Annotated in this window: 17 protein-coding genes and 2 tRNA genes; 7 read left to right on the top strand and 12 right to left on the bottom strand. The window is 58.0% G+C overall.

Annotation, left to right across the window (positions count from 1 at the left end):
* Positions 1-3: 3 nt before the first annotated feature.
* Together B9Z41_RS05575 and B9Z41_RS05580 are read right to left on the bottom strand one after the other, a co-directional pair.
* Positions 4-471 (bottom strand): DUF1854 domain-containing protein, encoded by a 468-nt coding sequence (locus B9Z41_RS05575; RefSeq protein ID WP_100146002.1) that lies wholly within the window; start codon positions 469-471, stop codon positions 4-6.
* Positions 468-2,762: an ABC transporter ATP-binding protein gene (locus B9Z41_RS05580; RefSeq protein WP_100146004.1), complete on the bottom strand. Its 2,295-nt coding sequence runs from the start codon at positions 2,760-2,762 to the stop codon at positions 468-470. The genes B9Z41_RS05575 and B9Z41_RS05580 overlap by 4 nt, the downstream gene beginning before the upstream one ends.
* Before the next feature lie 138 nt (positions 2,763-2,900).
* On the opposite strand from B9Z41_RS05580, the gene cphA (B9Z41_RS05585) reads away from it, so the two are divergent.
* Together cphA (B9Z41_RS05585) and cphA (B9Z41_RS05590) are read left to right on the top strand one after the other, a co-directional pair.
* A complete protein-coding gene (gene cphA, locus B9Z41_RS05585; protein WP_233202542.1) occupies positions 2,901-5,141 on the top strand; it encodes a cyanophycin synthetase in 2,241 nt (746 codons plus the stop codon).
* A complete protein-coding gene (cphA, locus tag B9Z41_RS05590; RefSeq protein WP_100146008.1) occupies positions 5,141-7,717 on the top strand; it encodes a cyanophycin synthetase in 2,577 nt (858 codons plus the stop codon). Before cphA (B9Z41_RS05585) ends, cphA (B9Z41_RS05590) begins: the two co-directional genes overlap by 1 nt.
* Positions 7,718-8,022: 305 nt before the next feature.
* On the opposite strand, the gene B9Z41_RS05595 is transcribed toward cphA (B9Z41_RS05590), so the two are convergent.
* From B9Z41_RS05595 to lgt, 5 genes are all read right to left on the bottom strand, one after another.
* Entirely contained in the window at positions 8,023-9,558 is a 1,536-nt protein-coding gene (locus tag B9Z41_RS05595; protein WP_100146010.1) for a malonyl-CoA synthase, read from the bottom strand.
* A 34-nt stretch (positions 9,559-9,592) separates the two neighbouring features.
* Positions 9,593-10,603, bottom strand: coding sequence for a tripartite tricarboxylate transporter substrate binding protein (locus B9Z41_RS05600; RefSeq protein WP_100146012.1), 1,011 nt, complete (start codon positions 10,601-10,603; stop codon positions 9,593-9,595).
* Positions 10,604-10,631: 28 nt separating this feature from the next.
* Positions 10,632-12,065 carry a malonyl-CoA decarboxylase gene (locus B9Z41_RS05605; protein WP_100146014.1) on the bottom strand — a complete coding sequence of 478 codons (1,434 nt, stop codon included), beginning with the start codon at positions 12,063-12,065 and terminating at the stop codon, positions 10,632-10,634.
* 22 nt (positions 12,066-12,087) lie between these two features.
* The gene (locus tag B9Z41_RS05610; RefSeq protein ID WP_100146016.1) at positions 12,088-12,756 is read right to left on the bottom strand and encodes a GntR family transcriptional regulator; all 669 of its coding nucleotides are present in this window, start codon (positions 12,754-12,756) and stop codon (positions 12,088-12,090) included.
* Between the two features lie 90 nt (positions 12,757-12,846).
* Complete coding sequence (gene lgt / locus B9Z41_RS05615; RefSeq protein WP_100146018.1) at positions 12,847-13,659, bottom strand: prolipoprotein diacylglyceryl transferase; 813 nt, start codon at positions 13,657-13,659, stop codon at positions 12,847-12,849.
* Between the two features lie 76 nt (positions 13,660-13,735).
* On the opposite strand from lgt, the gene ilvD reads away from it, so the two are divergent.
* The 3 genes from ilvD to B9Z41_RS05630 are packed head-to-tail and all read left to right on the top strand — an operon-like array spanning position 13,736 to position 17,342.
* A complete protein-coding gene (gene ilvD / locus B9Z41_RS05620; protein ID WP_100146020.1) occupies positions 13,736-15,430 on the top strand; it encodes a dihydroxy-acid dehydratase in 1,695 nt (564 codons plus the stop codon).
* 31 nt (positions 15,431-15,461) lie between these two features.
* Positions 15,462-15,767 carry a c-type cytochrome gene (locus tag B9Z41_RS05625; protein ID WP_100146022.1) on the top strand — a complete coding sequence of 102 codons (306 nt, stop codon included), beginning with the start codon at positions 15,462-15,464 and terminating at the stop codon, positions 15,765-15,767.
* Positions 15,768-15,791: 24 nt separating this feature from the next.
* Complete coding sequence (locus tag B9Z41_RS05630; RefSeq protein ID WP_100146024.1) at positions 15,792-17,342, top strand: fumarate hydratase; 1,551 nt, start codon at positions 15,792-15,794, stop codon at positions 17,340-17,342.
* Positions 17,343-17,409: 67 nt separating this feature from the next.
* On the opposite strand, the gene B9Z41_RS05635 is transcribed toward B9Z41_RS05630, so the two are convergent.
* Together B9Z41_RS05635 and B9Z41_RS05640 are read right to left on the bottom strand one after the other, a co-directional pair.
* On the bottom strand, positions 17,410-18,039 hold the full coding sequence (locus B9Z41_RS05635; protein WP_100146026.1) for a DUF6806 family protein: 630 nt from the start codon (positions 18,037-18,039) through the stop codon (positions 17,410-17,412).
* A gap of 30 nt (positions 18,040-18,069) precedes the next feature.
* Positions 18,070-18,160: transfer RNA gene (locus B9Z41_RS05640), tRNA-Leu, on the bottom strand.
* A gap of 179 nt (positions 18,161-18,339) precedes the next feature.
* On the opposite strand from B9Z41_RS05640, the gene B9Z41_RS17125 reads away from it, so the two are divergent.
* The gene (locus B9Z41_RS17125) at positions 18,340-18,720 is read left to right on the top strand and encodes a hypothetical protein (RefSeq protein ID WP_199172944.1); all 381 of its coding nucleotides are present in this window, start codon (positions 18,340-18,342) and stop codon (positions 18,718-18,720) included.
* A gap of 51 nt (positions 18,721-18,771) precedes the next feature.
* Here B9Z41_RS17125 and B9Z41_RS05650 read toward each other — a convergent pair.
* Positions 18,772-18,847: transfer RNA gene (locus tag B9Z41_RS05650), tRNA-Gly, on the bottom strand.
* 110 nt (positions 18,848-18,957) lie between these two features.
* On the opposite strand from B9Z41_RS05650, the gene mgtA reads away from it, so the two are divergent.
* A complete protein-coding gene (gene mgtA, locus B9Z41_RS05655; RefSeq protein ID WP_100146028.1) occupies positions 18,958-21,606 on the top strand; it encodes a magnesium-translocating P-type ATPase in 2,649 nt (882 codons plus the stop codon).
* Here mgtA and B9Z41_RS16910 read toward each other — a convergent pair.
* Both B9Z41_RS16910 and B9Z41_RS05660 read right to left on the bottom strand, forming a co-directional pair.
* Entirely contained in the window at positions 21,520-21,969 is a 450-nt protein-coding gene (locus tag B9Z41_RS16910) for a hypothetical protein (protein ID WP_143474161.1), read from the bottom strand. The two genes, mgtA and B9Z41_RS16910, sit on opposite strands and share 87 nt — an antisense overlap.
* Entirely contained in the window at positions 21,966-22,811 is an 846-nt protein-coding gene (locus B9Z41_RS05660; protein WP_100146030.1) for an FAD:protein FMN transferase, read from the bottom strand. The genes B9Z41_RS16910 and B9Z41_RS05660 overlap by 4 nt, the downstream gene beginning before the upstream one ends.

Consider the following 22,811-nt stretch of genomic DNA (forward strand, 5'->3'; position numbering starts at 1 on the left):
GCTTTACAAGAACCGGTCCAGCAGCTTGCGGGTGTGGCGGTCGAGCGAGGGCAAGTCGCGGATCAAGAACTGCACGCCGTGCGCGTCGGCCACGATCAAAGTGGTGGGGCTCAGGCGGCGAATGTCTTCTTCACCTTTGAGCACCAACTCTGTGGCACCTCGGTTGGTTTGCACCCGCCAAATGCTGGGCGTGGAAAAACTGTTCACACCATCCAGGCGCGTGATCTCGGGCATGAACTCACGCCCTTGCAAGGCCTGTTCGACCAAGCTGCGTTCATGTTCGGGCACTTGGGCCAAGTCATCGATCCAAACCAACTCTTTGCCCTCAGGGCTCAAGATGGAAATGCTGCGCTGAGGCTCCGCAATTGGAAATGCCCGCACCACCACCGCACCCACATGCTGCGTGCCATCAGCCAGACGCACGATGAGTTTGCCAAAGGGGTCCAGGTTGAGTTGAAACGGGGCACTCATGCCATCTCCTCGTCACGTGAACTGTCCAGCTTGACTTGCACCGCTTCGGCATTTTTGGCTTGGGCCTCGTACAAGCGCCAGTAGGCACCTTGGCGGGCCATGAGGGTGTCGTGGTCGCCCTCTTCCACCATCACGCCCTGCTCCATCACCACCAGACGGTCGGCTTTGTGCAAGGTCGACAAACGGTGGGCAATGGCAATGGTGGTGCGGCCTTGCACCAAGTTGTCCAGGGCCTTTTGAATTTCTTGCTCCGTCTCGGTGTCGACCGAGGCGGTGGCTTCGTCCAAGATCAAGATGCGCGGATTGATCAGCAAGGCACGTGCAATCGAAATGCGTTGGCGTTCGCCGCCGGACAAGCCCTGACCCCGTTCACCCACCAGCGAGTCGTAGCCCTGGGGCAAGCGCAAGATGAACTCGTGCGCATGGGCGGCACGGGCTGCGGCCACGATGTCCTCACGCGTGGCTTCAGGCACACCGTAGGCAATGTTGTCGGCGATGGTGCCAAAGAACAAGAACGGCTCTTGCAGCACCAGGCCAATGTGGCTGCGGTAGTCCGACAAGGCAATGTTGCGGATGTCGATGCCGTCCACCTTGATGGCACCTTCGCTCAAATCGTAGAAGCGGCAAATCAGGTTCACCAAGGTGCTCTTGCCTGAGCCGCTTTGGCCCACCAAACCAATCATCTCGCCGGGGCGAATGCTGAGGTTCAGGTTGCGAATGACCGCACGGTTGCCATAGCGAAAACCTGCGTCTTGGATGTCGATGCGCCCTTGCAGCGGCGTTGGCAACTTTTGCGGTTGCGTGGCTTCGGGCACGCTGGAGACGTGGTCCAAAATTTCAAAAATACGTTTGGCACCCGCTGCCGCTTTTTGGGTGTGCGAGACGATGCGACTCATTGAATCGAGCCGTGTGTAAAAGCGCCCGATGTAGGCCAAGAAGGCAGTCAACACGCCGACGGTGATTTGGTGTTGCGACACCAACCAAATACCAAAACCCCACACCACCAGCAAGCCCACCTCGGTCATCAGCGTGACGGTGGGCGAGAACAGCGACCACACAAAGTTGATGCGGTCGTTCACTGCCAGGTTGTGTTTGTTAGCGTCCCGAAAACGGTTGGCTTCGCGCTTTTCTTGCGCAAAGGCCTTGACCACGCGAATGCCGGGAATGGTGTCGGCCAACACGTTGGTCAACTCCGACCACACACGATCGATTTTTTCAAAGCCAGTGCGCAGCTTGTCGCGCACGGTGTGAATCAACCACACGATGAACGGCAGGGGTAGCAAAGTGGCAGCGGCCAAGTGCGCATCGATGCTGATCAGAATGGCAGAGGTCATCACAATCATCAGCACATCGGTCGCGAAGTCGAGCAGGTGCAGTGACAGGAACACGCAGATGCGGTCGGTCTCGGCGCCAATGCGGTTCATCAAGTCGCCGGTGCGGCGCCCGCCAAAGTATTCGAGCGACAAGCGCATGAGGTGCTCATACGCTGTGGTGCGCAGGTCCGCGCCGATGCGTTCGGACACCAAGGCCAAGATGTAGGTCTTGGCCCAGCCCAGGCACCACGCCAGCATGGCAGCACCCAACAAACCCCCCAGGTACATCGTGACCAAGGCGGTGTCGATGGGTTGGCCGTTTTGGAAAGGAATCAACACCTCGTCCATCAAAGGCATGGTCATGTAGGGCGGCACCAAGGTGGCTGCCGTGGAGGCTAAGGTCAACAAAAAACCAGCCAACAAACGCCATTGGTAAGGACGGGCAAACCGCCACAATCGAAACAAGCCCCAAGTGGAAAGCGGTGCATGCTGCTCGCGGTGACACACAGGACATTCATCGCCCGCGTGTTCGAGGATCAATTTGCATTGCGGGCAACGCGCCTCGGTTTGCGTTTGCAAGCTGGCGCCGTGGGTCAACACCTCGACACGCGCTGCGAATGTTTCTTGCAGACGCATCGCCGTCACGTTGTGGGTCAAGGTGAAGCGCCAGCTCGCCATGCGTTGCGCGCTGTTGAGCAAACTCAAGGTGCCCACACCGGCATGGTCGGTGTGTGTCATCACCAAGCCCGCCACGATGGGCCAGGACGACCATTGCAGCTCGGAACCAGCCGAGGAATTGGCTGAAAGCACCCGCTGGTCTGTCACAATCAGCAGCCCGCGCGCGAAATGCAAGTGGCTGTCTAAGTCAACCTCTAACCACGCTAAAACGTTTTCTTGAGGAGTCAGCTGCGCCAAGGCTGGAGTTTTCCAACCTTCCGGCAAGACGACGTTGGCGAAAGCCGATAGAAAAGAATTCATTCTGGATAGTTTCCGTACCGATTCGATGAATGTTCACCGACGTACGGTAAAAAATAGAAGCAGGAGCCAAGACTTTGTTGCACCCGAGCACGATTGCAAATCATTGTATCGCCGCCTCTTTGGCGAACGCTGCCTGTCTTGTCCCCCACACCTTGCGCTGACACCATGGCCTTCAAAGACATCCAAATTTTGCGCATGAACTATTTGCGCGGGCCCAACATCTGGACCTACCGTCCCATCATTGAAGCCCTGATCGACCTGGGCGAGATGGAAGACCACCCTTCCAACAAAATCGAGGGTTTCAACGACCGCCTCAACGCTTGGCTGCCTGGACTGGTGGAGCACCACTGCGGTGTGGGTCATCGTGGCGGCTTTTTGACCCGCTTGGTGGGTGGCACCTGGATGGGCCACATCATGGAGCACGTCTCCATCGAATTGCAGTTGTTGGCCGGCGCACGCGCCGAGTTTGGCAAAGCCCGCGAGATCAGCAAGCGCGGTGTTTACAAAGTGGTGTTTCGTACCGAGCATGAAGAGCTGGGCCGTCAAAGCTTTTTGGCTGCTCGTGAAATTGTCATGGCGGCAGCCAACAACCTGCCACACGACATGGCGGCCACCATCAACCGCTTGAAGCAAATTGCCGACAAACATTGCTTGGGCCCCAGCACCGCCTGCATCGTCGACGCCGCCGTGGAGCGCAAAACCCCGTTCATTCGTTTGACCGAAGGTAACTTGGTGCAACTGGGCTATGGCGCACGCCAACGCCGCATCTGGACAGCGGAAACCGACCGCACCAGCGCGATTGCCGAAAGTATTTCCAGCGACAAAGACTTGACCAAACGCTTGTTGACGCAATGCGGCATTCCGGTGCCCGAAGGCCAACAGGTGGAGAGTGCCGACGAGGCCTGGGCAGCAGCCCAAGACATTGGTCTGCCCGTGGTGGTCAAGCCCTTGGACGGTAACCGTGGCTGGGGCGTGTCGCTGGACGTGAACACCGAAGTCGGCGTGCGCGCCGCCTGGACCGCTGCCGAGAAAGAAGGCAGTAGCGTGTTGGTAGAGCGCTATGTGCGTGGCGACGAACACCGCGTGTTGGTGGTGGGTGACCGCGTGGTGGCCGCCACCCGTGGCGAAACCGCCTGCGTGATTGGCGACGGCATCTCCACCGTTGAGCAACTGATTGAATTGCAGGTCAACATTGACCCGCGCCGTGGAGAGTCAGAGGGTTACCCACTGGACACCATTCGCTTGCGCAGTCCACGTGGCGAGATGTCGCTGCTGGAAATCCAGCGTCAAGGCTTCGAGCCCGAGAGCGTGCCGGACAAAGGCAAAAGCGTGGTGGTGCAACGCAACGGCAACTTGAACATTGACGTGACCGACCAGGTGCACCCCGACGTGGCCGCTGTGGCCACTTTGGCTGCGCGTGTGATTGGGCTCGACATTGCCGGCATCGACATCGTCACACAAGACATCACGCGCCCTCTGGAGCAAACCGGTGGTGCCATCATCGAGGTCAACGCAGGCCCCGGCTTGCTGATGCACATCAAACCCGCCAGCGGTCAACCTCGACCGGTGGGCAAAGCCATCGTGGAGCATTTGTTTGGTCCCAACGAATCGGGCCGCATTCCTGTGGTGGGGATTGTGGGGACACACCAAACCACCCAACTCTCGCAGCTGGTGGCCTGGTTGTTGCACCTCTCAGGCAAACGCACCGGCTTGGCCTGTCAAGACGGTTTGTACATGGACCAACACCATGTGGGCACCCAAGACGGGCGCAGCTTTGACGTGGCCGAGCGCTTGTTGATCAACCGTGCGCTGGACGCTGCGGTGTTTGAAAGCTCGCCCCTGCACATCCTCAACGAAGGCCTGGCCTACGACCGCTGCCAAGTGGGCGTGGTCACCGACATGCCCGCCACCGATGACGTGCTGATTCAATTGCACGACATCCAAACGCCGGAGCAAATGCGCACCGTCGTTCGCACGCAGGTCGACCTGGTGCTGCCCACCGGTGCAGCCGTGCTCAATGCCGACGATGCAGCGGTGGCTGGCTTGGCCGAGCTGAGCGACGGCGAAGTGATTTTTTACAGCAAGGACAGCGACAACCCGATCTTGGTGGCGCATCGCCAGCAAGGTGGACGCGCCGTGTACTGCAAAGAAGGCCATGTGGCCTTGGCGCGCGGCGACCAAGAAACCTTGTTGTTCCACCTCGACTTGGAGTTGATCGCACGCTTGCTCAAAGATGGCTTGCACATCACCACGCTGCTGGCCGCCGTGGCGACCGCTTGGTCGCTGGACATTGCCCCGCTGCTGATTCGTGCGGGATTGAAAAATTTTGGGCAAGCTGCCCACCAAGTCGCCAAAGACGTTGCAAGGATGAATGGCTGATGGAAGTTTCTCGTATCCGCGCCCTGCGCGGTCCCAACCTCTGGACCCGTCACACGGCGGTGGAAGCCATGGTGCGCTGCGACGGCGACCAAGCCGATCTGAGCCAGCACCCTGACTTTGAAAACCAATTGCGCCATCTGTTTCCGGGCGTTGGCAGCCTGCGTCCCACCGACCGCAAAGTCAAGCTCACCATGGCGCACGCGCTCGAAGCCGCCACGCTCCATTTGCAAATCGAAGCCGGTTGCCCTGTCACCTTCAGCCGTACCACCTCCACTCCCGAAGCAGGCTTGTTCCAGGTGGTGGTGGAGTACACGCAAGAAGAGGTGGGTTGTCTGGCCATGAAGCTGGCTCGCGACCTCTGCATGGCGGCCTTGAACAACACACCGTTTGATGTGGAAGCCGCCATAGACCAACTGCATGGCTTGGACGAGGACATCCGCCTTGGCCCTTCGACGGGATCCATCGTGGACGCGGCCTTGGCGCGCGGTATTCCGTTTCGCCGCTTGACCGAAGGCAGCTTGGTGCAACTGGGCTGGGGCAGCAAACAGCGCCGCATTCAGGCCGCAGAAATTGACGCCACCAGCGCCATTGCCGAATCGATCGCGCAAGACAAAGAACTGACCAAAAAACTGTTGCACGCCGCAGGTGTGCCCGTGCCTCTTGGGCGTCCCGTCAAAAACGCTGAAGATGCCTGGGCAGCAGCCCAGGAAATTGGCCTGCCCGTGGTGGTGAAACCGCGCGATGGCAACCAAGGCAAAGGCGTGGCTGTCAACATCACCACCCGCGAAGGTGTGATGGAGGCCTACAACACCGCTGCCTCGTTCCGCGAAGAGGTGCTGGTGGAGCGCTTCTTGCCCGGCAGTGACTACCGCTTGCTGGTGGTCGGCAACAAACTGGTCGCTGCCGCGCGCCGCGAACCGCCGCTGGTGGTGGGCAATGGCAAAAACACCGTGCGCGAGTTGGTGGAGTTGGTCAATGCCGACCCCCGCCGTGGTGAAGGCCACGCCACTTCGCTGACCAAAATTCGCTTTGACGACATCGCCTTGGCGCGCATGAAAGAGCAAGGCTACGACGCCGACTCGGTACCGGCCAAAGGCGCGCGCGTGATCTTGCGCAACAACGCCAACCTGTCCACCGGCGGCACCGCCACCGATGTGACCGACGATGTGCACCCCGAAGTTGCCCTGCGCGCTGTGGCCGCAGCCCAAATGGTGGGGCTGGACATTTGTGGTGTGGACGTGGTGTGCGAATCGGTGTTGCGTCCCCTCGAAGAACAAAGCGGTGGCGTGGTCGAAGTCAACGCTGCCCCCGGTTTGCGCATGCACCTCAACCCCTCATTTGGCAAAGGCCGTGACGTGGGCGAAGCCGTCATCTCCACCATGTTTCCCGATGGCGACGATGGCCGCATTCCGGTCATTGCCGTCACCGGTACCAACGGCAAAACCACCACTGTGCGCCTGACCGCACACCTGCTGCGTGCGCACGGTTTGCGCGTGGGCATGACCAACACCGACGGCGTGTATGTGAACGGCCGTCAAACCGACAGCGGCGACTGCAGTGGTCCGCGCAGCGCACGCAATGTGCTGATGCACCCCGATGTCGACGCTGCGGTGCTGGAAACCGCGCGTGGCGGCATGCTGCGCGAAGGCTTGGCCTTTGACCGCTGCCAAGTGGCCGTGGTGACCAACATTGGCATGGGCGACCACTTGGGGCTGAACTACATCTCCACCGTGGAAGACCTGGCGGTCTTGAAGCGCGTGATCGTGCAAAACGTGGCCACCTCTGGCGTGGCCGTGCTCAACGCCACCGATCCCATCGTGGCAGCCATGGCGGGCAACTGCCCAGGCCAGGTGACCTTCTTTGGCTTGGACTCGCACCACCCTGTCATCGCCACCCACCGCGCCCAAGGCAAGCGTGTGTTGTTTGTGGAAGACGACCAGATTGTGTGCATGCAAGGCAACCACTCGGTGCGCATTCCGCTGTCAGAAATTCCCGTCACGCGCAGCGGTGCGATTGGCTTTCAGATTGAAAACGCCATGGCCTCTATCGCTGCGGCGTGGGCCGTGGGCGTGCCGTGGCAAACCATCTGCAAAGGCCTGGCCACCTTTGTGAGCGACAGCCACGCCGTGCCTGGACGCTTCAACGTGTTCGATTACAAAGGCGCCACCGTGATTGCCGACTACGGCCATAACCCAGACGCCATCAAGGCGCTGGTGCAAGCTGTGACCAACCTGCCCGCCCAGCGCCGCAGCGTGGTGATCAGCGGCGCGGGTGACCGCCGCGACGATGACATCCGCGAGCAGACCCGCATCATTGGCGAGGTGTTTGACGACGTGGTGCTGTACCAAGACGCGTGTCAGCGTGGCCGTGTCGATGGCGAGGTGTTGGGCTTGCTGCGTCAGGGCTTGGAAGGTGCCAAGCGCACCACCCACATTGACGAGATTCACGGCGAGTTCTTGGCGATTGACCGGGCCATGGAGCGTTTGAACAAAGGCGATTTGTGCTTGATCTTGATTGACCAAGTGGAAGAGGCCTTGGCGCACATCACGCAACGGGTGAACGCGGCTTCGATTTAGTTTTTTTCTGGCGAACCGAGTTGTGGTGGGCCTCCCACTGCTGCTCGCTTTTTTACTTCCTGTGGGGAGCGAGTGGCAGAGGGCTTCACATGGCTCCTCGCTTCGCTCTTAATGTCGCCATGTGAAGCCCTCTGCCACTCGCTCTTCGCACGCCACCACAGCACGCCAACCTACCCTCGAAGCCAAGGCGAGCAGTCAGTGCCCGATGTGGCGACATCAAGAGCGCAGCGAGGAGCCGCAGCGGGTACTGGCTGATCGCCTTGGCGAAGCGCCACAACAGAAGTCAACCAGCAGCACGCCAAAAATTAAAACAACGCCTTGTACTGATCCCGCAACAAATTCTTCTGCACCTTGCCCATGGTGTTGCGCGGCAGCGCATCCACCACAAAACACTTCTTCGGAATTTTGAAATTCGCCAACTGCGACTTCAAACCCGCAATCACCGCCTCGGCAGACACCTTCGCGCCAGGCTTGGCAATCACCACCGCCACACCCACCTCACCAAAATCGGGGTGTGGCACACCCACCAACGCGCTCTCGGCCACGCCCGGCATCTCGTTGATGTAGCCCTCAATCTCGGCCGGGTACACGTTGTAGCCGCCACTGATGATCAAGTCTTTGCTGCGGCCCACGATCACCACATAACCACGCTCGTCCACCTTGCCCACGTCACCGGTCTTGAAGTAACCGTCGGCGGTGAACTCTTCTTTGGTTTTTTCAGGCATGCGCCAATAACCGGCAAACACATTGGGGCCGTTAACCTGGATGCCACCAATCTCGCCCACGGGCAAGTTGTGACCTTGGTCGTCTTGCACCCGCAAGCTCACGCCCGGCAAGGGGAAGCCCACCGTGCCACCACGACGCTCGGTTTGACCGGGGTAGCGCGCATCGGCTTGGTAAGGGTTGGAGGTGAGCATGGCGGTTTCGCTCATGCCATAGCGCTCCAAAATCGTGTGACCCGTGCGTTGCTGCCACTCGTGGAAGGTTTCGATCAACAAAGGCGCGGAACCAGCGATGAACAAGCGCATGTGCGAAGCCTGGGCTTTCGTGAGCGTGGGCTCGGCCAGCATGCGCACATACAACGTGGGCACGCCCATGAACACCGTGGCTTCAGGCATTTTGGCGATCACCAGCTTGGGGTCGAACTTGGACATCCAGAACATCTTGCTGCCATTCAGCAACGCACCGTGGATGGCCACGAACAAACCGTGCACGTGGAAGATGGGCAAGGCGTGAATCAACACATCGCCTTTTTTCCAACCCCAATAGGTTTTGAGGGTTTGTGCATTGCTGAGCAAGTTGTGGTGCGACAGCATGGCGCCTTTGCTGCGCCCGGTGGTGCCGCTGGTGTACAAAATGGCGGCCAAATCATCGGCCTTGTTTTGCACCACGGCGTGTTGGTCTGAGCAATGCGCCGCACGCTCCAGCAAGGTGCCGGTGCGGTCGTCGTTCAAGGTGAACACATGGGCCGTGCCCGCTTTGAAGGCAATTTTGCTGACCCAGCCAAAGTTGGCGCCACTGCACACCACCACCGAGGGTTCGGCGTTGCCCACGAAGTACTCGATCTCGGCACTTTGGTAGGCCGTGTTGAGCGGCAAGAAGACCAGCCCTGCGCGCAAGGTGGCGAGGTAGAGCATCATGGCTTCGACCGACTTTTCGACCTGTACAGCCACACGCGCGCCACGCGGCAGTTTGAGTGAAGTCAGCAAATTGGCCATCATGGCGCTGGCGCGGTCCAGGTCGCGCCAGCTGTAAAACAGGCCATCTTCGGTTTCGACCGCGGTGGCATTCAAGTCAGAAGGAAATGCGGCGCGCAGGGCCGCGAACAGGTTGTGGTTCATCGGGTGTTCCGGAGTGTCAAAGGTTCAGTCAGGGTCAGTCGAGCTTGGCGCCAGAGGCTTTCACCACAGCAGCCCAGCGTTTGATTTCGTTGTTCACAAAGGTGCCAAATTGCGGGCCCGTGATGTTGGGAAATTCAGCGCCGTTCTGAGCCCATGCCACTTTGATGTCCTCAGCCGTTGAGGCCTTGCGCACTTCTTCAATCGCGCGGGCTTGTACTTCGGCGGGTGTGCCTTTGGGTGCCCACAGGCCGTACCAAGTGGTCACGGTGTAGTCGGGCAAGCCCAGCTCAGCGGCGCATGGCACATCGGGAAAGGCCCCGTTGCGTTTGTTGCCCGACACCATGAGGGCTTTGATGCGCCCACCTTTGATGTGTTGAGCCGAAGAGCCCAAGCCGTCAAACATCATGTCCACATTGCCAGCAATCAGGTCTTGCAAGGCAGGGCCCGCACCCCGGTAAGGAATGTGGGTGATGAAGGTTTTGGTTTGCAGCTTGAAGAGCTCACCGGCCAAGTGGTGCGAGGTGCCGCCACCTGCCGAACCAAAGTTCAAGCGCCCAGGGTTGCTGCGCAGCTGCGCCATGAAGGCTTTGAAGTCGCCGGGCACTTTTTTCGGGTTGACCACCAGCACCTGGGGCACCACGGCCATCAAGGCCAGGGGCACAAAGTCGCGCTCCAAGTCGTATTCGAGTTTGGGGTACATGGCGGGTGCAATGGAATGGTGTACCGCGCCCATGAACAAGGTGTAGCCATCAGGCGCAGCTTTGGCAGCAATGCCTGCGCCCAAGTTGCCGCCCGCGCCACCCCGGTTGTCGATCACCAAGGTCTTGCCTGACTGCTTGGCAAACTGGGCCGAGAAGGGACGCGCAAAGGCGTCAGTGCCCCCACCCGCTGGGAACGGCACCACCATGGTCACGGGCTTGCTGGGCCAGTTGGGGTCGGCTTGAACGCCAAAGCTGTAAGCGGCGAGGCCTGCACTGCCCCAACGCAGCACATCACGGCGAGAAGCCAAGAGGTGTTGGTCATCGTTCATTTGTCGTTCTTTCATGGATGTCTCCTGTGTTGTGATGTCTGCGTCATGAAAAGTAAAAGCCCTCGACCTCACTGGACGCTGGGGCTTGCCCTTTGGCCAAGAGTTGGCGGTGTTTGTCGATGCGTTTGAGATCGTAAAGGTAGTTGACCATCAACCCGTGTGACTGCTTGATGCCTTTGGATGACGGGTCGGCAAACCAATTGATGCGCTCAATACGCGCACCATTGCCCAGATGAAAACGGGCCACCGGGTCGAGCATTTGGTCGCCCTGTTTTCCACGCCCGAGGTAATGGGCGGCACATCGGGTGAGAAACAAACGCAAGGGTGATTTGGCCGACAGGGCTGCCAACACCACAGGCTGCTCTATGGCAGCGAGCACGTGGGTAGCCGTGGGGGGCTCGAAGCTGATCTCTCGGCCCAAGGCAGACAACTCTTTGTCGTTGAGTTGGGTCAATATGTCTTCGAGGTTCTTGGTCAACCAAGAGCGCAAACCAGGAATGGGCGACAAGGTCGCAAATGTTTTGAGTTTGGGAAATTCAGCGCGCAAGGTTTCCACCACACGCTTGATCAATGAGTCGCCAAAGCTCACACCGCGCAAGCCGCCTTGTGTGTTGCTGATGGAGTAAAAAATGGCCACGCTAGACTTTTGTAAATCCTCGGGGGCTGCGCCCTCGTCGAGCAAGGGCATGATGTTGTCGGCCATCTCGTTGAGCAAAGCGACTTCCACAAAGATCAGGGGCTCATTGGGCAAGCTAGGGTGGAAAAAACCATAGCAACGGCGGTCGCTGTCCAACCGGTTTTTCAGGTCGGCCCAGCTGCGAATGTCGTGTACCGCTTCGTACTTGATGAGCTTTTCAATCAACGAGGCAGGCGAATCCCAGCTGATGGTGCGCAGCTCTAGAAATGCCACATCAAACCAGGTGGAAAACAGGTTTTCTAACTCGGCGTCCAAGGCCAACAACCGCTTGTTGCTTTTAAGGTTGGGCAGCAGTTCCGCACGCAAATCGACCAAGAAGCGCATGCCACCTGGGTAAGCCGCAAAGCGTTGCAGCAAGCGCGTACGCGGCGACACCAAGGCGCGGCGTAGGCGGATTTCTGCCGTGCCTTCGTCGGCGGTGCCCAAGGCTGCGTCGTAGTCGTCACGGGCAGCGCGCACCTTGGTGGCATCTGGACCAAACTGTTCGCTGATCAGCAGCCACAGGTCATGGCGCTCGTTTTCAGCCGCGCCGGCGTACCACTCGGCCAACGCTTTGGCACGTCGGCCGCCTTCGACTTCGCTCACGCGTGGGTCAACCACCGCTTGCAGCAAGGTCAAGGTGCGACGCAATGAACGTGGGGACAACGCCTCTTTGTTGTGGCGCAAGGTGGCATCCAAACGTTCGCGGGTCGAGCGATCTTGCACTTGCGGTGCTTCACTCGCGGGTGCGGCGTTGCGCAGCAGGTTCAATTTGCTGTTCAACCAAGTCGTTGCACTCATAGCGGTCCTTTGCTGTGTCGATTCATGCCGTCAATACCCGCCGCTGACTGCGCGCCAAGTCACGCAGGGCTTCGCGTTGCTGTAGCAAATGGTTGCGCATGGCGCGCTCTGCCGCCTCGGGGTCTCGCGCCTGGATGGCAGCGAAGACCGCCTGGTGTTCTGACAGGCTTTGCGCCAAACGGCCCGGCGCGTGCAACTGTTGCAAGCGGGCCAGTTTCAAAATTTTGCGCAAATCGGCAATGGCTTGTGCCAACCACTTGTTGTCAGCCAGTTGAATGATGGCTTCATGGATGGCGAAATTCGCTTCGTAGTAAGCATTGATATGGCCCGCTTGTGCATGCGTTTGCAAGCGTTGGTGCCAAACTTCTAGCGCTTGCAAATCGGCGTCACTGGCATGTCGCGCTGCGTCAAACGCGCAACGCCCTTCGAGCAAAGCAATCACGGGAAAGATATCGTCCAGGTCTTGTTCGGTGACTTCGTTCACAAAGCAACCACGTCGTGGCTCATGACGAATCAAACCCTCGGCTGTCAGTACTTTCAGCGCCTCACGCAAAGGGGTGCGGGAAATAGACATCTGGGCACACAAAGCCACCTCATCCAAAAAGCTGCCAGGGGGCAATTGGCCATCAAAAATGCGCGCGCGCAGCTGGGAAGCCACATCGTTGTGCAAAGAGTGATGTACCACGCGCATGAGAAATAGCCCCCCAAACAACCTTGTAATTACGCGTAATTATGAAGTCAAAGACCGTACCGAAAATACCTAAAAGGCAGGGACTTTCCCTTAAACCTTGGACACTTTTAGTGCATGCGCCCACAGCCATGCGCCCACCACCACCATGGGCACGCACAGCCATTGGCCCATGCTCATGTTGAGCGCCAAGAGGCCGAGGTGGGCATCGGGCTCACGGAAGTACTCGGCCATGAACCGAAAGCTGCCATAGCCAACCAAGAACGCGCCAGACACAGCCCCCACCGGGCGTGGCTTGCGGGCGTAGAGCCACATGAGTGCAAACAGCAGCAAGCCTTCGCCTAAAAATTGGTACACCTGCGAGGGATGGCGCGGCATCCAACTGCCACTTTGTGGAAACACCATGGCCCAAGGCAGCGCAGGGTCTGCGGCCCTGCCCCACAGCTCGCCGTTGATGAAATTGCCCACGCGTCCGGCCGCCAGTCCCGTTGGCACGCAAGGTGCGATGAAGTCAGTCACCAGTAGCCAAGGACGCTGGCGCTGCCAGGCAAACACGGCCATGGCCGAGATAACACCCAACATGCCGCCATGAAAGCTCATGCCGCCTTGCCACAAGGCCAATACCTCCAGCGGGTGTTCGGCGTAGTAGCCCGGTTTGTAGAACAGGCAGTACCCGATGCGCCCCCCCAAGATCACGCCGACTACGCCGTAAAACAACAAGTCTTCAATGTCTTGCTGGGACCAGACGCCTTGCGCCACCAACTGCGCATAAGGTGCGTGTTGGAGTCGCAAACGTGCCAGCCACATGAACAAGCCAAATGCGGCCAAGTAAGTCAGTCCATACCAGTGAATGGCCATGGGGCCGAGTTGCAAAGCAACAGGATCGATCGAAGGGTGCATCAGCATGGCGTGATTGTGCCTGCCCCGAGTGCCCTTCTGGTGGCGGGTAAACTTGCTGTCTCACGACCTACACAGAGCCACCATGGACACCAAAACCATCAAAATCAACCGTCGCTCGGCCAACATCACCGAGGGTAAATCGCGCGCTCCCAACCGCTCCATGTACTACGGCATGGGCTACCAAGAGAGCGACTTTGGCAAACCCATGATTGGCGTGGCCAACGGTCACAGCACCATCACGCCCTGCAACAGCGGTTTGCAAAAGCTGGCCGATGCAGCCGTGGCTGCGATCGAAGCCGCTGGTGGCAATGCGCAAATTTTTGGTACCCCCACCATCTCGGATGGCATGGCCATGGGCACCGAAGGCATGAAGTACTCGCTGGTGAGCCGCGAAGTGATTTCGGACTGCATCGAAACCTGCGTGCAGGGCCAGTGGATGGACGGCGTGCTGGTGGTGGGTGGTTGCGACAAGAACATGCCCGGCGGCATGATGGGCATGTTGCGCGCCAACGTGCCCGCCATCTATGTGTACGGCGGCACTATCTTGCCAGGACGCTACAAAGGCCAAGACCTCAACATCGTGAGCGTGTTTGAAGCCGTGGGCGAAAACGCCGCAGGCAAGTTGAGCGACGAAGACCTGCACCAAATCGAAATGCGCGCCATTCCCGGCACCGGTTCATGCGGTGGCATGTACACCGCCAACACCATGTCTTCCGCCTTCGAAGCGCTGGGCATGTCCCTGCCCTACTCGTCGACCATGGCCAACCCCCATGACGAAAAGATGAACTCGGCCCAAGAATCGGCCAAGGTGCTGATCGAAGCCGTCAAAAAAGACCTCAAGCCTCGTGACATCGTCACCAAGAAGTCCTTGGAAAACGCCGTCGCTGTGATCATGGCCACCGGTGGCTCCACCAACGCCGTGCTGCACTTCTTGGCCATCGCACACGCCGCTGGCGTGGATTGGACCATCGACGACTTTGAGCGCGTGCGCCGCAAAGTGCCCGTCATCTGCGACTTGAAGCCCAGCGGTAAGTACCTGGCCGTTGACCTGCACAACGCCGGTGGCATTCCCCAGGTCATGAAGACCTTGTTGGCTGCAGGTCTGCTGCACGGCGACTGCATCACCATCACCGGCAAAACCATTGCAGAAACCCTGCAAGACATTCCCGATGTGCCGCGCGCTGACCAAGACGTGATCCGCCCCATCACCCACCCCATGTACGCCGAAGGCCACTTGGCGGTGCTCAAGGGCAACTTGTCGCCCGAAGGCGCGGTGGCCAAGATCACCGGCCTGAAGAACCCCGTCATCACCGGCCCCGCCCGCGTGTTTGACGACGAACAGTCAGCGCTGAAAGCCATCTTGGACGGCAAGATCAAAGCTGGTGACGTGATGGTCTTGCGCTACCTCGGCCCCAAAGGCGGCCCAGGCATGCCTGAAATGCTGGCCCCTACAGGCGCCTTGATTGGTGCTGGCTTGGGCGAAAGCGTTGGCCTGATCACCGATGGCCGCTTCTCGGGCGGTACTTGGGGCATGGTGGTGGGCCACGTAGCGCCTGAGGCCGCTGCGGGCGGCAACATTGCATTTGTGCACGAGGGTGACTCCATCACCATCGACGCACGTCAGTTGCTGCTGCAGCTCAACATCGACGACGCCACCCTGGCCCAGCGCAAAGTCGGCTGGAAAGCCCCCGCACCGCGCTACACCCGTGGCGTGCAAGCCAAGTTTGCCTTCAACGCCTCCAGCGCCAGCAAAGGCGCGGTGTTGGACGACTACTGAATCGACCTCCCTTGACCTCAAAGGACACTTTATGAAACGCGTTTTGTTTGGCCTTCTCTGTGCCACCACCTTGTCAGCACCGGTGCTGGCAGACCAGGCCCTGGCCACCTCTAAAAATTGCATGGCCTGCCATGCACTCGACCGCAAACTGGTAGGTCCGTCCTACAAAGACGTGGCCGCGAAATATGCCGGCGATAAATCAGCTGTCGACAAACTGGCCAGCAAAATTCAAAAAGGCGGTGCAGGCACGTGGGGCCCCGTGCCCATGCCTGCGAACACGCAAGTCAACGATGCCGAAGCCCACAAGTTGGCCGCTTGGGTCTTGACCGTCAAATAAGAAGCCTTGAGGATTTTTTAAACCATGACCACGATTCGCCAAGAAGACCTGATTGAGTCGGTTGCTGCGGCACTGCAATACATCAGCTACTACCACCCCGCTGATTACATTGCGCACTTGGCCCGCGCCTACGAGCGCGAACAAAGCCCGGCAGCCAAGGACGCAATCGCCCAAATCTTGACCAACAGCAAGATGAGCGCCACCGGTCATCGCCCGATTTGCCAAGACACTGGCATCGTCAACGTGTTCTTGAAGATCGGCATGGATGTGCGCTGGGAAGGTTTCAGCGGCAGCGTGGACGACGCCATCAACGAAGGCGTGCGTCGTGGCTACAACCACCCCGACAACATGCTGCGTGCGTCGGTCGTGGCCGACCCTCAGTTCGCCCGCAAGAACACCAAAGACAACACACCGGCCGTGATCTTCACCGAGCTGGTCCCCGGCAACAAGGTCGACGTGACCGTGGCGGCCAAGGGTGGCGGCAGCGAAAACAAATCCAAGATGTACATGCTCAATCCCAGCGACAGCGTGGTCGACTGGGTGCTCAAAACCGTGCCGACCATGGGCGCGGGTTGGTGCCCACCCGGCATGCTGGGCATTGGCATTGGCGGCACCGCTGAAAAAGCGGTGCTGATGGCCAAAGAAAGCCTGATGGACGACCTGGACATGTACCAGTTGTTGGAGAGGTCCAGCAAAGGCGACAAGCTCAGCCAAGTCGACGAATTGCGCTTGGAGCTCTACCACAAGGTCAACGCACTGGGCATTGGTGCGCAAGGCTTGGGTGGCTTGACCACCGTGCTGGATGTGAAGATCAAGATGTATCCCACCCACGCGGCCAGCAAGCCGATTGCCATGATTCCCAACTGTGCCGCCACGCGCCACGCACACTTTGTGATGGATGGATCGGGCCCGGTGTACCTCACCCCGCCCTCGCTGGATCTGTGGCCCAACGTGAACTGGACACCCGACACACAAAAGAGCAAGCGTGTGGACCTCAACACCTTGACCAAAGACGAAGTTGCCAGCTGGAAACCCGGCCAGACCTTGCTGCTCAACGGCAAGATGTTGACCGGTCGCGACGCGGCTCACAAGCGTATTCAAGACATGTTGGCCAAAGGCGAGAAGCTGCCTGTGGACTTCACCAACCGCGTGATCTATTACGTGGGCCCGGTGGATCCAGTCGGCGATGAAGCGGTGGGCCCCGCAGGCCCCACCACAGCCACCCGCATGGACAAGTTCACCGAGATGATGCTGGCGCAAACCGGCCTGATCTCGATGGTGGGCAAGGCTGAGCGTGGCCCCACTGCGATTGAAGCCATCAAGAAGCACAAGTCGGCTTACTTGATGGCCGTAGGCGGCGCTGCCTACTTGGTATCCAAGGCCATCAAACACGCTGAAGTGGTGGGCTTTGCCGACCTCGGCATGGAAGCGATTTACGAGTTTGATGTAGTGGATATGCCTGTCACTGTGGCGGTGGATGCAGGGGGCACCAGCGCGCACATCACGGGTCCTGCTGAATGGGAAAAACGCATTGCCACCGGCGAGTTCAAAGGCATTGGCGTGACGGCTGGGTAAAGAATTCTTCGCCCAAATCAAAACGGCCTCTGATCAGAGGCCGTTTTTTTGTGTGGGTGCTTGTGTTTCAGTGAAGATGACGCGGCTTACGTCCACCATGGCCTGAGCCACCATGCCCGCCGCCATTGCCGCGGGGCGGTTTGCCCAGATCCAGCGAGTTGACCAAGTTGTCAAAGCGCTCGGAGAACAACTTGTCGATCTCCTGCACCACACCGCCCAATTCAGAGCCATCAAAGTGACGCTCCATCAGGTGAATCACATCGTTGACCAACATGTCACGCTGGGCTTGCATGATGTCAGCCGGGGTGGGCCCAACAAACAGCATGACGAAGTCATCTTTGGCGTCTTCTCCTGAAGGGCCTTCGTCGTCGTCAAACTGGTTGTCGTAGAAGGTCACTTCAATGGCGGCTCCTGCAGACGTGAGCTCGTTCAAGCTCATGCACATTTCGTCCAAACTTTGACGAAAGTCGTCATCACCAGGCACGGTCCAACACATCTGTAGCCAATGCTCATGTGCGTCAAAGCGAATGCCTGGCTCTTCAGGGTAGGCACTGACAGCGCCGTCTTCGAGTGACAAAGCCCCAGCGTATTGCCATAGCGGGCGCAACGCGTCTTGCAACTGATCAAACCCAACATCGGCACGCAAAGGTACCTGACCGTGCACATGAATTTCATACGCGGCGTTGTAACGTGCCATGACGAAACTCCTTCTTTGGTGCCTATTGAATGGTGCCCGAGACCGGAATCGAACCGGTACGCCCCTTGCGGAAAGCGAGAGATTTTAAGTCTCTTGTGTCTACCTATTTCACCACTCGGGCGGTGTCTTGGTTGGCTTGTCAAGCTAAGCTTTGATTTTACCTCTGACAGGCAACAGCACCTCTTGGTGTTTTAGAAAAGAATGCTTAACTACCAATCGTTAGCAATGATAGAAGACCTACACAGAGCTCGGTAAAGTAAGCACCCATCACTACTGCTTAAGCACAAAAAGGAAATCCTCATGAATCACCAAATTTCTCGACTGTTTGCCGCATTGCTGCTGGGCACATGCATGGCAACGACCTACGCGGCCGACAAAAAAGAAGCGGCCCCAACTGAAGCTGCTGTGAAAAAATCAGACGCCGGAATTTGTCATGACAAATCCAGTCCGTCATATGGCAACACCAAAAAGTTCACAGCCTTCGCATCGATGGACGAGTGCATGAAGAGTGGAGGCAAAGCACCTGCCGGTGCACCAAGCGCTGCTGCCGATCCCGTGAAGAAGTCTGAATCAGGGCTCTGTCACGACAAGAGCAGCCCACATTACGAACGCACAAAGAAATTCACAGAGTTCAAAACCATGGATGAATGCATGAAGAGCGGCGGCAAACTGCCCAAGTAAAAAAGCCATGAAAAAAGCCCCTGAAACTTCAAGTTTCAGGGGCTTTTGTATTGGAGCGGGAAACGAGGCTCGAACTCGCGACCTCAACCTTGGCAAGGTTGCGCTCTACCAACTGAGCTATTCCCGCGTGCAGTATGAAATGCAAGACAGCATTGTATGAGAAAAATCAGACTGATTTCGACACAGATGAAAAATTTTGAAGTGCATCAGCAAGGTCGCACTGGTTAAGCTCAAGCCATGACACACGCCAGAAATGCTCGACACACACAGCAGGCATCAGACCCATGGTGGTCTGCCATCCAGAGCACGGCTGAAACAGACACACCCGCACAAGGACTGACGAATGCACAAAGCGCAGCGCAGTTGGCGAAGTTTGGTCCCAATGTTTTTCATCCCGATGATCACCACACCTTGCTGCGTCAGTTCTTGTCTCGATTTAAAAATCCGTTGGTTGTGGTGCTGTTGTTGGCGAGTTCGGTATCGGCCATGACCGGAGAGGTCACGAACTTTGCCATCATCAGTGTGATTGTGATGTTGAGTGTGACCTTGGATTTTGTGCAGGAGTTTCGTGCCAATGCTGCGGCTGACAAATTGCGGCAATCGGTGTCTGTGCGTGCCAAGGTATGGCGTGATGGACAAGAAGTCGACATACCTGTGCGAGAAGTGGTGCCAGGAGACGTGTGTACCTTGCATGCGGGAGATCTGATTCCAGCGGATGCGTTGGTATTGGAAGCCCGTGATTTTTTTGTCAACCAATCGCTGCTCACGGGTGAGGCATTTCCAGTTGAGAAACATGCTGGCTTGCTGAGCACCCCGGCGGGTGATCTGCAAGAGGCCACCCATGCGGTGTTCATGGGGACCTCGGTCGTCGGTGGAAGCGCCAAAGTCAGGGTGATGAGAACTGGGGCCGCAACGGCCATGGGGGAAATTTCAGACAGTATCCAAAAACCTGCGCAAGCCTCTTCGTTTGAACATGGCACGCGACGCTTTGGCATGCTGATCATGTGGCTGACGGTGGTGATGGTGTTGTTTGTTTTGCTCGTCAATGCTTGGTTTCACAAACCGTGGCTGGAGTCTTTTTTGTTCGCAGTGGCATTGGCTGTCGGGTTGACGCCAGAGTTATTGCCGATGGTCGTGTCGGTCACTTTGTCGCGTGGTGCCATCCGTCTGGCCAAGCTGCAAATGATTGTGAAGCGACAAACTGCTATACAGGACTTGGGCTCGATGGATGTGCTGTGTACAGACAAAACTGGTACGTTGACCGAAGCCAAAATTCGTCTGGAACGCCACATCAACGTGCAAGGCGATGACAGCCAGCATGTCTTGACCTTGGCCTACTTGAACAGCTTTTTTGAAACAGGTCTCAAGAGCCCCTTAGATGAAGCGATCCTGGCGTGTGATCACATAGATGTCACGCCTTGGCACAAGGTGGATGAAATTCCTTTCGACTTTGAGCGTCGCTGTGTATCTGTGTTGATTGACGATGGCAGCAAACGCTGGTTGGTGGTCAAAGGCGCGGCAGAAGACATGGTGCGCGTGTGCACCCAGTTTGAGGACCCTGTCACACAAACACGTCAACCCATGCGTGATGCAGCCATGCAAGAAATTAAAGCTCGCTATCACGCGCTGGAAGCAGAGGGGCTGCGTGTGCTGGGGATTGCTTGGCGTGAAGTCCCTCGCGATCACGCCCATGCGGTGGTGAACGACGAATCAGACTTGGTGCTGGCAGGGTTTGCCGCATTCCTTGACCCACCCAAAGCGAGCGCAGCCCATGCTTTGGCGGAGCTGCAGCGTGTGGGCGTTGCCATCAAGGTGGTCACCGGCGATAGCGACTTGGTGACACGACATGTGTGCGCGCAATTGGGTCTGCCAGTCATCGGCGTGCTGACAGGCAAAGAAATTGAACAGCTCGACAATCCCACGCTACAGCGTCGGGTGCTAACAGCCAATTTATTTTGTCGCGTGAATCCGGGGCAAAAGCAACGGGTGATTTTGGCGCTGAAAGCCAGTGGACACGTGGTGGGTTACATGGGCGACGGTATCAACGACGCTCCCTCACTGCATGCGGCGGATGTGGGCTTGTCTGTGGATTCGGCGGTTGATGTGGCCAAGGCCGCAGCGGACATGATCTTGCTCAAGCAAGACCTGAATGTGTTGCACGCCGGCGTGCTAGAGGGACGACGCACATTTGGCAACATCATGAAATACATCATGATGGGCACCAGCTCGAATTTCGGCAACATGTTCAGCATGGCAGGCGCCGCTCTGTTTTTGCCGTTTTTGCCGATGTTGCCAACGCAGATTCTGTTGAACAACATTTTGTACGACGTGTCAGAAATTCCAATCCCCCTGGATCAGGTCGACGCACAAGAAACAGCCCGCCCCCGTGTGTTGAACTTGGATTTCATCCGCAACTTCATGCTGGTAATTGGCCCCATCAGTTCAGCCTTTGACTTTCTGACGTTTTATGTGCTGTTAGAAGTGTTGCACGCGGAGGAAGCGTTGTTTCAAACGGGTTGGTTTGTGGAGTCGCTGTGCACGCAAGTGCTGGTCATTTTTGTGATCCGAACCCGAGGTAACCCTTTCAAAAGCAGGGCACACCCGCTGCTGACGCTGACATCGTTGGCGGTAGTTCTGATCGCCGTTGCTTTGCCATTCACAACGCTGGGCACACATTTGGGATTTGTGGCGCCGCCCGCATTTTTCTATGGCATCTTGGCAGCGATGGTGCTGATGTATCTGTGCGTTGTAGAAGTGGCGAAAAGAGCTTTTTACCGCTGGTGTGCGCGGCACTTAACATCAGGCGCGTGTGGGGATGAAACGACGCCACACATGCGCCAACATCAGCAAAGGCAACGCAACACCCACCCACCAGTGGGCCGCTGACACAGTGTCGTGAAGACTTGGGCTGCCATAGAGCAATAACACCCCGGCTCCGGCCACAAAGCTCAGTCCCACAAAACTGAGCACACCCCATATCCAGTGCGCACGTTGCTCACGGCGCTGCCACATTACGCGTAAATGAGGCCACAAGCCTCGACCACACAACACACACAGCAACCACGTTAAAACACCATGCAACACCACCGAAGCATGACGCAGATGCACTTGCCAATCACGCATCTCCATCACGGACTCTGCAGGCCATAGGTACAAAAGCACACCACTTGCCCACATCAACAGAACCGCCGCCACCATCCAACGCCACGTGGCACGGCTCCAGCCAGACATATGTTTCGAACGCTTCATAGGCTTCTCCACATGCGCGCACCGTGTTTGCGCAAATTGGTTGTCAAGGATGGGCACACACGGGAAGATTGCAAGGCCCACTTGGTCAACACATCTGCCGTCAAACAGTCGTGTGCCTGCACGGTGGCACTCTGCCAGGCTGTCGATCTGCGCATCGACGCAATGGATGCCACAAACTCTGGGTTATTCACACCCGCCACAGAGGTTGCCACTGCCGCGTGACACAACCCGCGTAAACCACACATCTGGCGATCACGCACAGACCGATCGGCATGGCGCACGTCTAAGCGCCATACGTGGGGGCCTATGGCACGCATGTCCCCACCTGCATTGACCAGCGCCGAGGTGATGCCATGTTGCGTGAGAACAGCCACCGCCTGATCGACGGCATAGCCTTTGGCAATTCCCCCCAGATCCAGACAGAGCGCATGGTCAACACGCACGGAGGTGGCAGACAACACACGCAATGCTTGCAACCCAACGCCTGAAGAAGGCGTGGTCATGGACAAGCCAGGACGCCAACCCTTCTGCAACAAACGCACAGCAGCCGTTGACGGATCGAATGCACCGCCTGAGACACGTTGCCAATGTTGTGCACAGGTCAGCACGGCCACTGTATGCGGATCCAATGTCAGATTCGACGCCGGCGTGGCTCGGCTCAAGCGCGCCAAGTCAGACTCTGGGTGGTGCGCGCTCATCACTCGCCCAATGTGCGCTATGACGTCAAAGGCGGCCTCCATGGCCACACGGACATCGGCATCCACGAGCGATGTCACTTCGGGTGTGCGGACGTAGATGGACACCAAGGTACCCAACAGTGGACGCGCACGTTGCCACAGCAC

This window comes from Limnohabitans sp. JirII-31, from assembly GCF_002778315.1.
Taxonomy (GTDB): Bacteria; Pseudomonadota; Gammaproteobacteria; order Burkholderiales; family Burkholderiaceae_C; genus Limnohabitans.

Coding starts and splice junctions, on each gene's coding strand:
- B9Z41_RS05575 (WP_100146002.1), bottom strand. CDS start 471: ATGAGTGCCCCGTTTCAACTCAACCTGGACCCCTTTGGCAAACTCATC.
- B9Z41_RS05580 (WP_100146004.1), bottom strand. CDS start 2,762: ATGAATTCTTTTCTATCGGCTTTCGCCAACGTCGTCTTGCCGGAAGGT.
- cphA (WP_100146008.1), top strand. CDS start 5,141: ATGGAAGTTTCTCGTATCCGCGCCCTGCGCGGTCCCAACCTCTGGACC.
- B9Z41_RS05595 (WP_100146010.1), bottom strand. CDS start 9,558: ATGAACCACAACCTGTTCGCGGCCCTGCGCGCCGCATTTCCTTCTGAC.
- B9Z41_RS05600 (WP_100146012.1), bottom strand. CDS start 10,603: ATGAAAGAACGACAAATGAACGATGACCAACACCTCTTGGCTTCTCGC.
- B9Z41_RS05605 (WP_100146014.1), bottom strand. CDS start 12,065: ATGAGTGCAACGACTTGGTTGAACAGCAAATTGAACCTGCTGCGCAAC.
- B9Z41_RS05610 (WP_100146016.1), bottom strand. CDS start 12,756: ATGCGCGTGGTACATCACTCTTTGCACAACGATGTGGCTTCCCAGCTG.
- lgt (WP_100146018.1), bottom strand. CDS start 13,659: ATGCTGATGCACCCTTCGATCGATCCTGTTGCTTTGCAACTCGGCCCC.
- ilvD (WP_100146020.1), top strand. CDS start 13,736: ATGGACACCAAAACCATCAAAATCAACCGTCGCTCGGCCAACATCACC.
- B9Z41_RS05625 (WP_100146022.1), top strand. CDS start 15,462: ATGAAACGCGTTTTGTTTGGCCTTCTCTGTGCCACCACCTTGTCAGCA.
- B9Z41_RS05630 (WP_100146024.1), top strand. CDS start 15,792: ATGACCACGATTCGCCAAGAAGACCTGATTGAGTCGGTTGCTGCGGCA.
- B9Z41_RS05635 (WP_100146026.1), bottom strand. CDS start 18,039: ATGGCACGTTACAACGCCGCGTATGAAATTCATGTGCACGGTCAGGTA.
- B9Z41_RS17125 (WP_199172944.1), top strand. CDS start 18,340: ATGAATCACCAAATTTCTCGACTGTTTGCCGCATTGCTGCTGGGCACA.
- mgtA (WP_100146028.1), top strand. CDS start 18,958: ATGACACACGCCAGAAATGCTCGACACACACAGCAGGCATCAGACCCA.
- B9Z41_RS16910 (WP_143474161.1), bottom strand. CDS start 21,969: ATGAAGCGTTCGAAACATATGTCTGGCTGGAGCCGTGCCACGTGGCGT.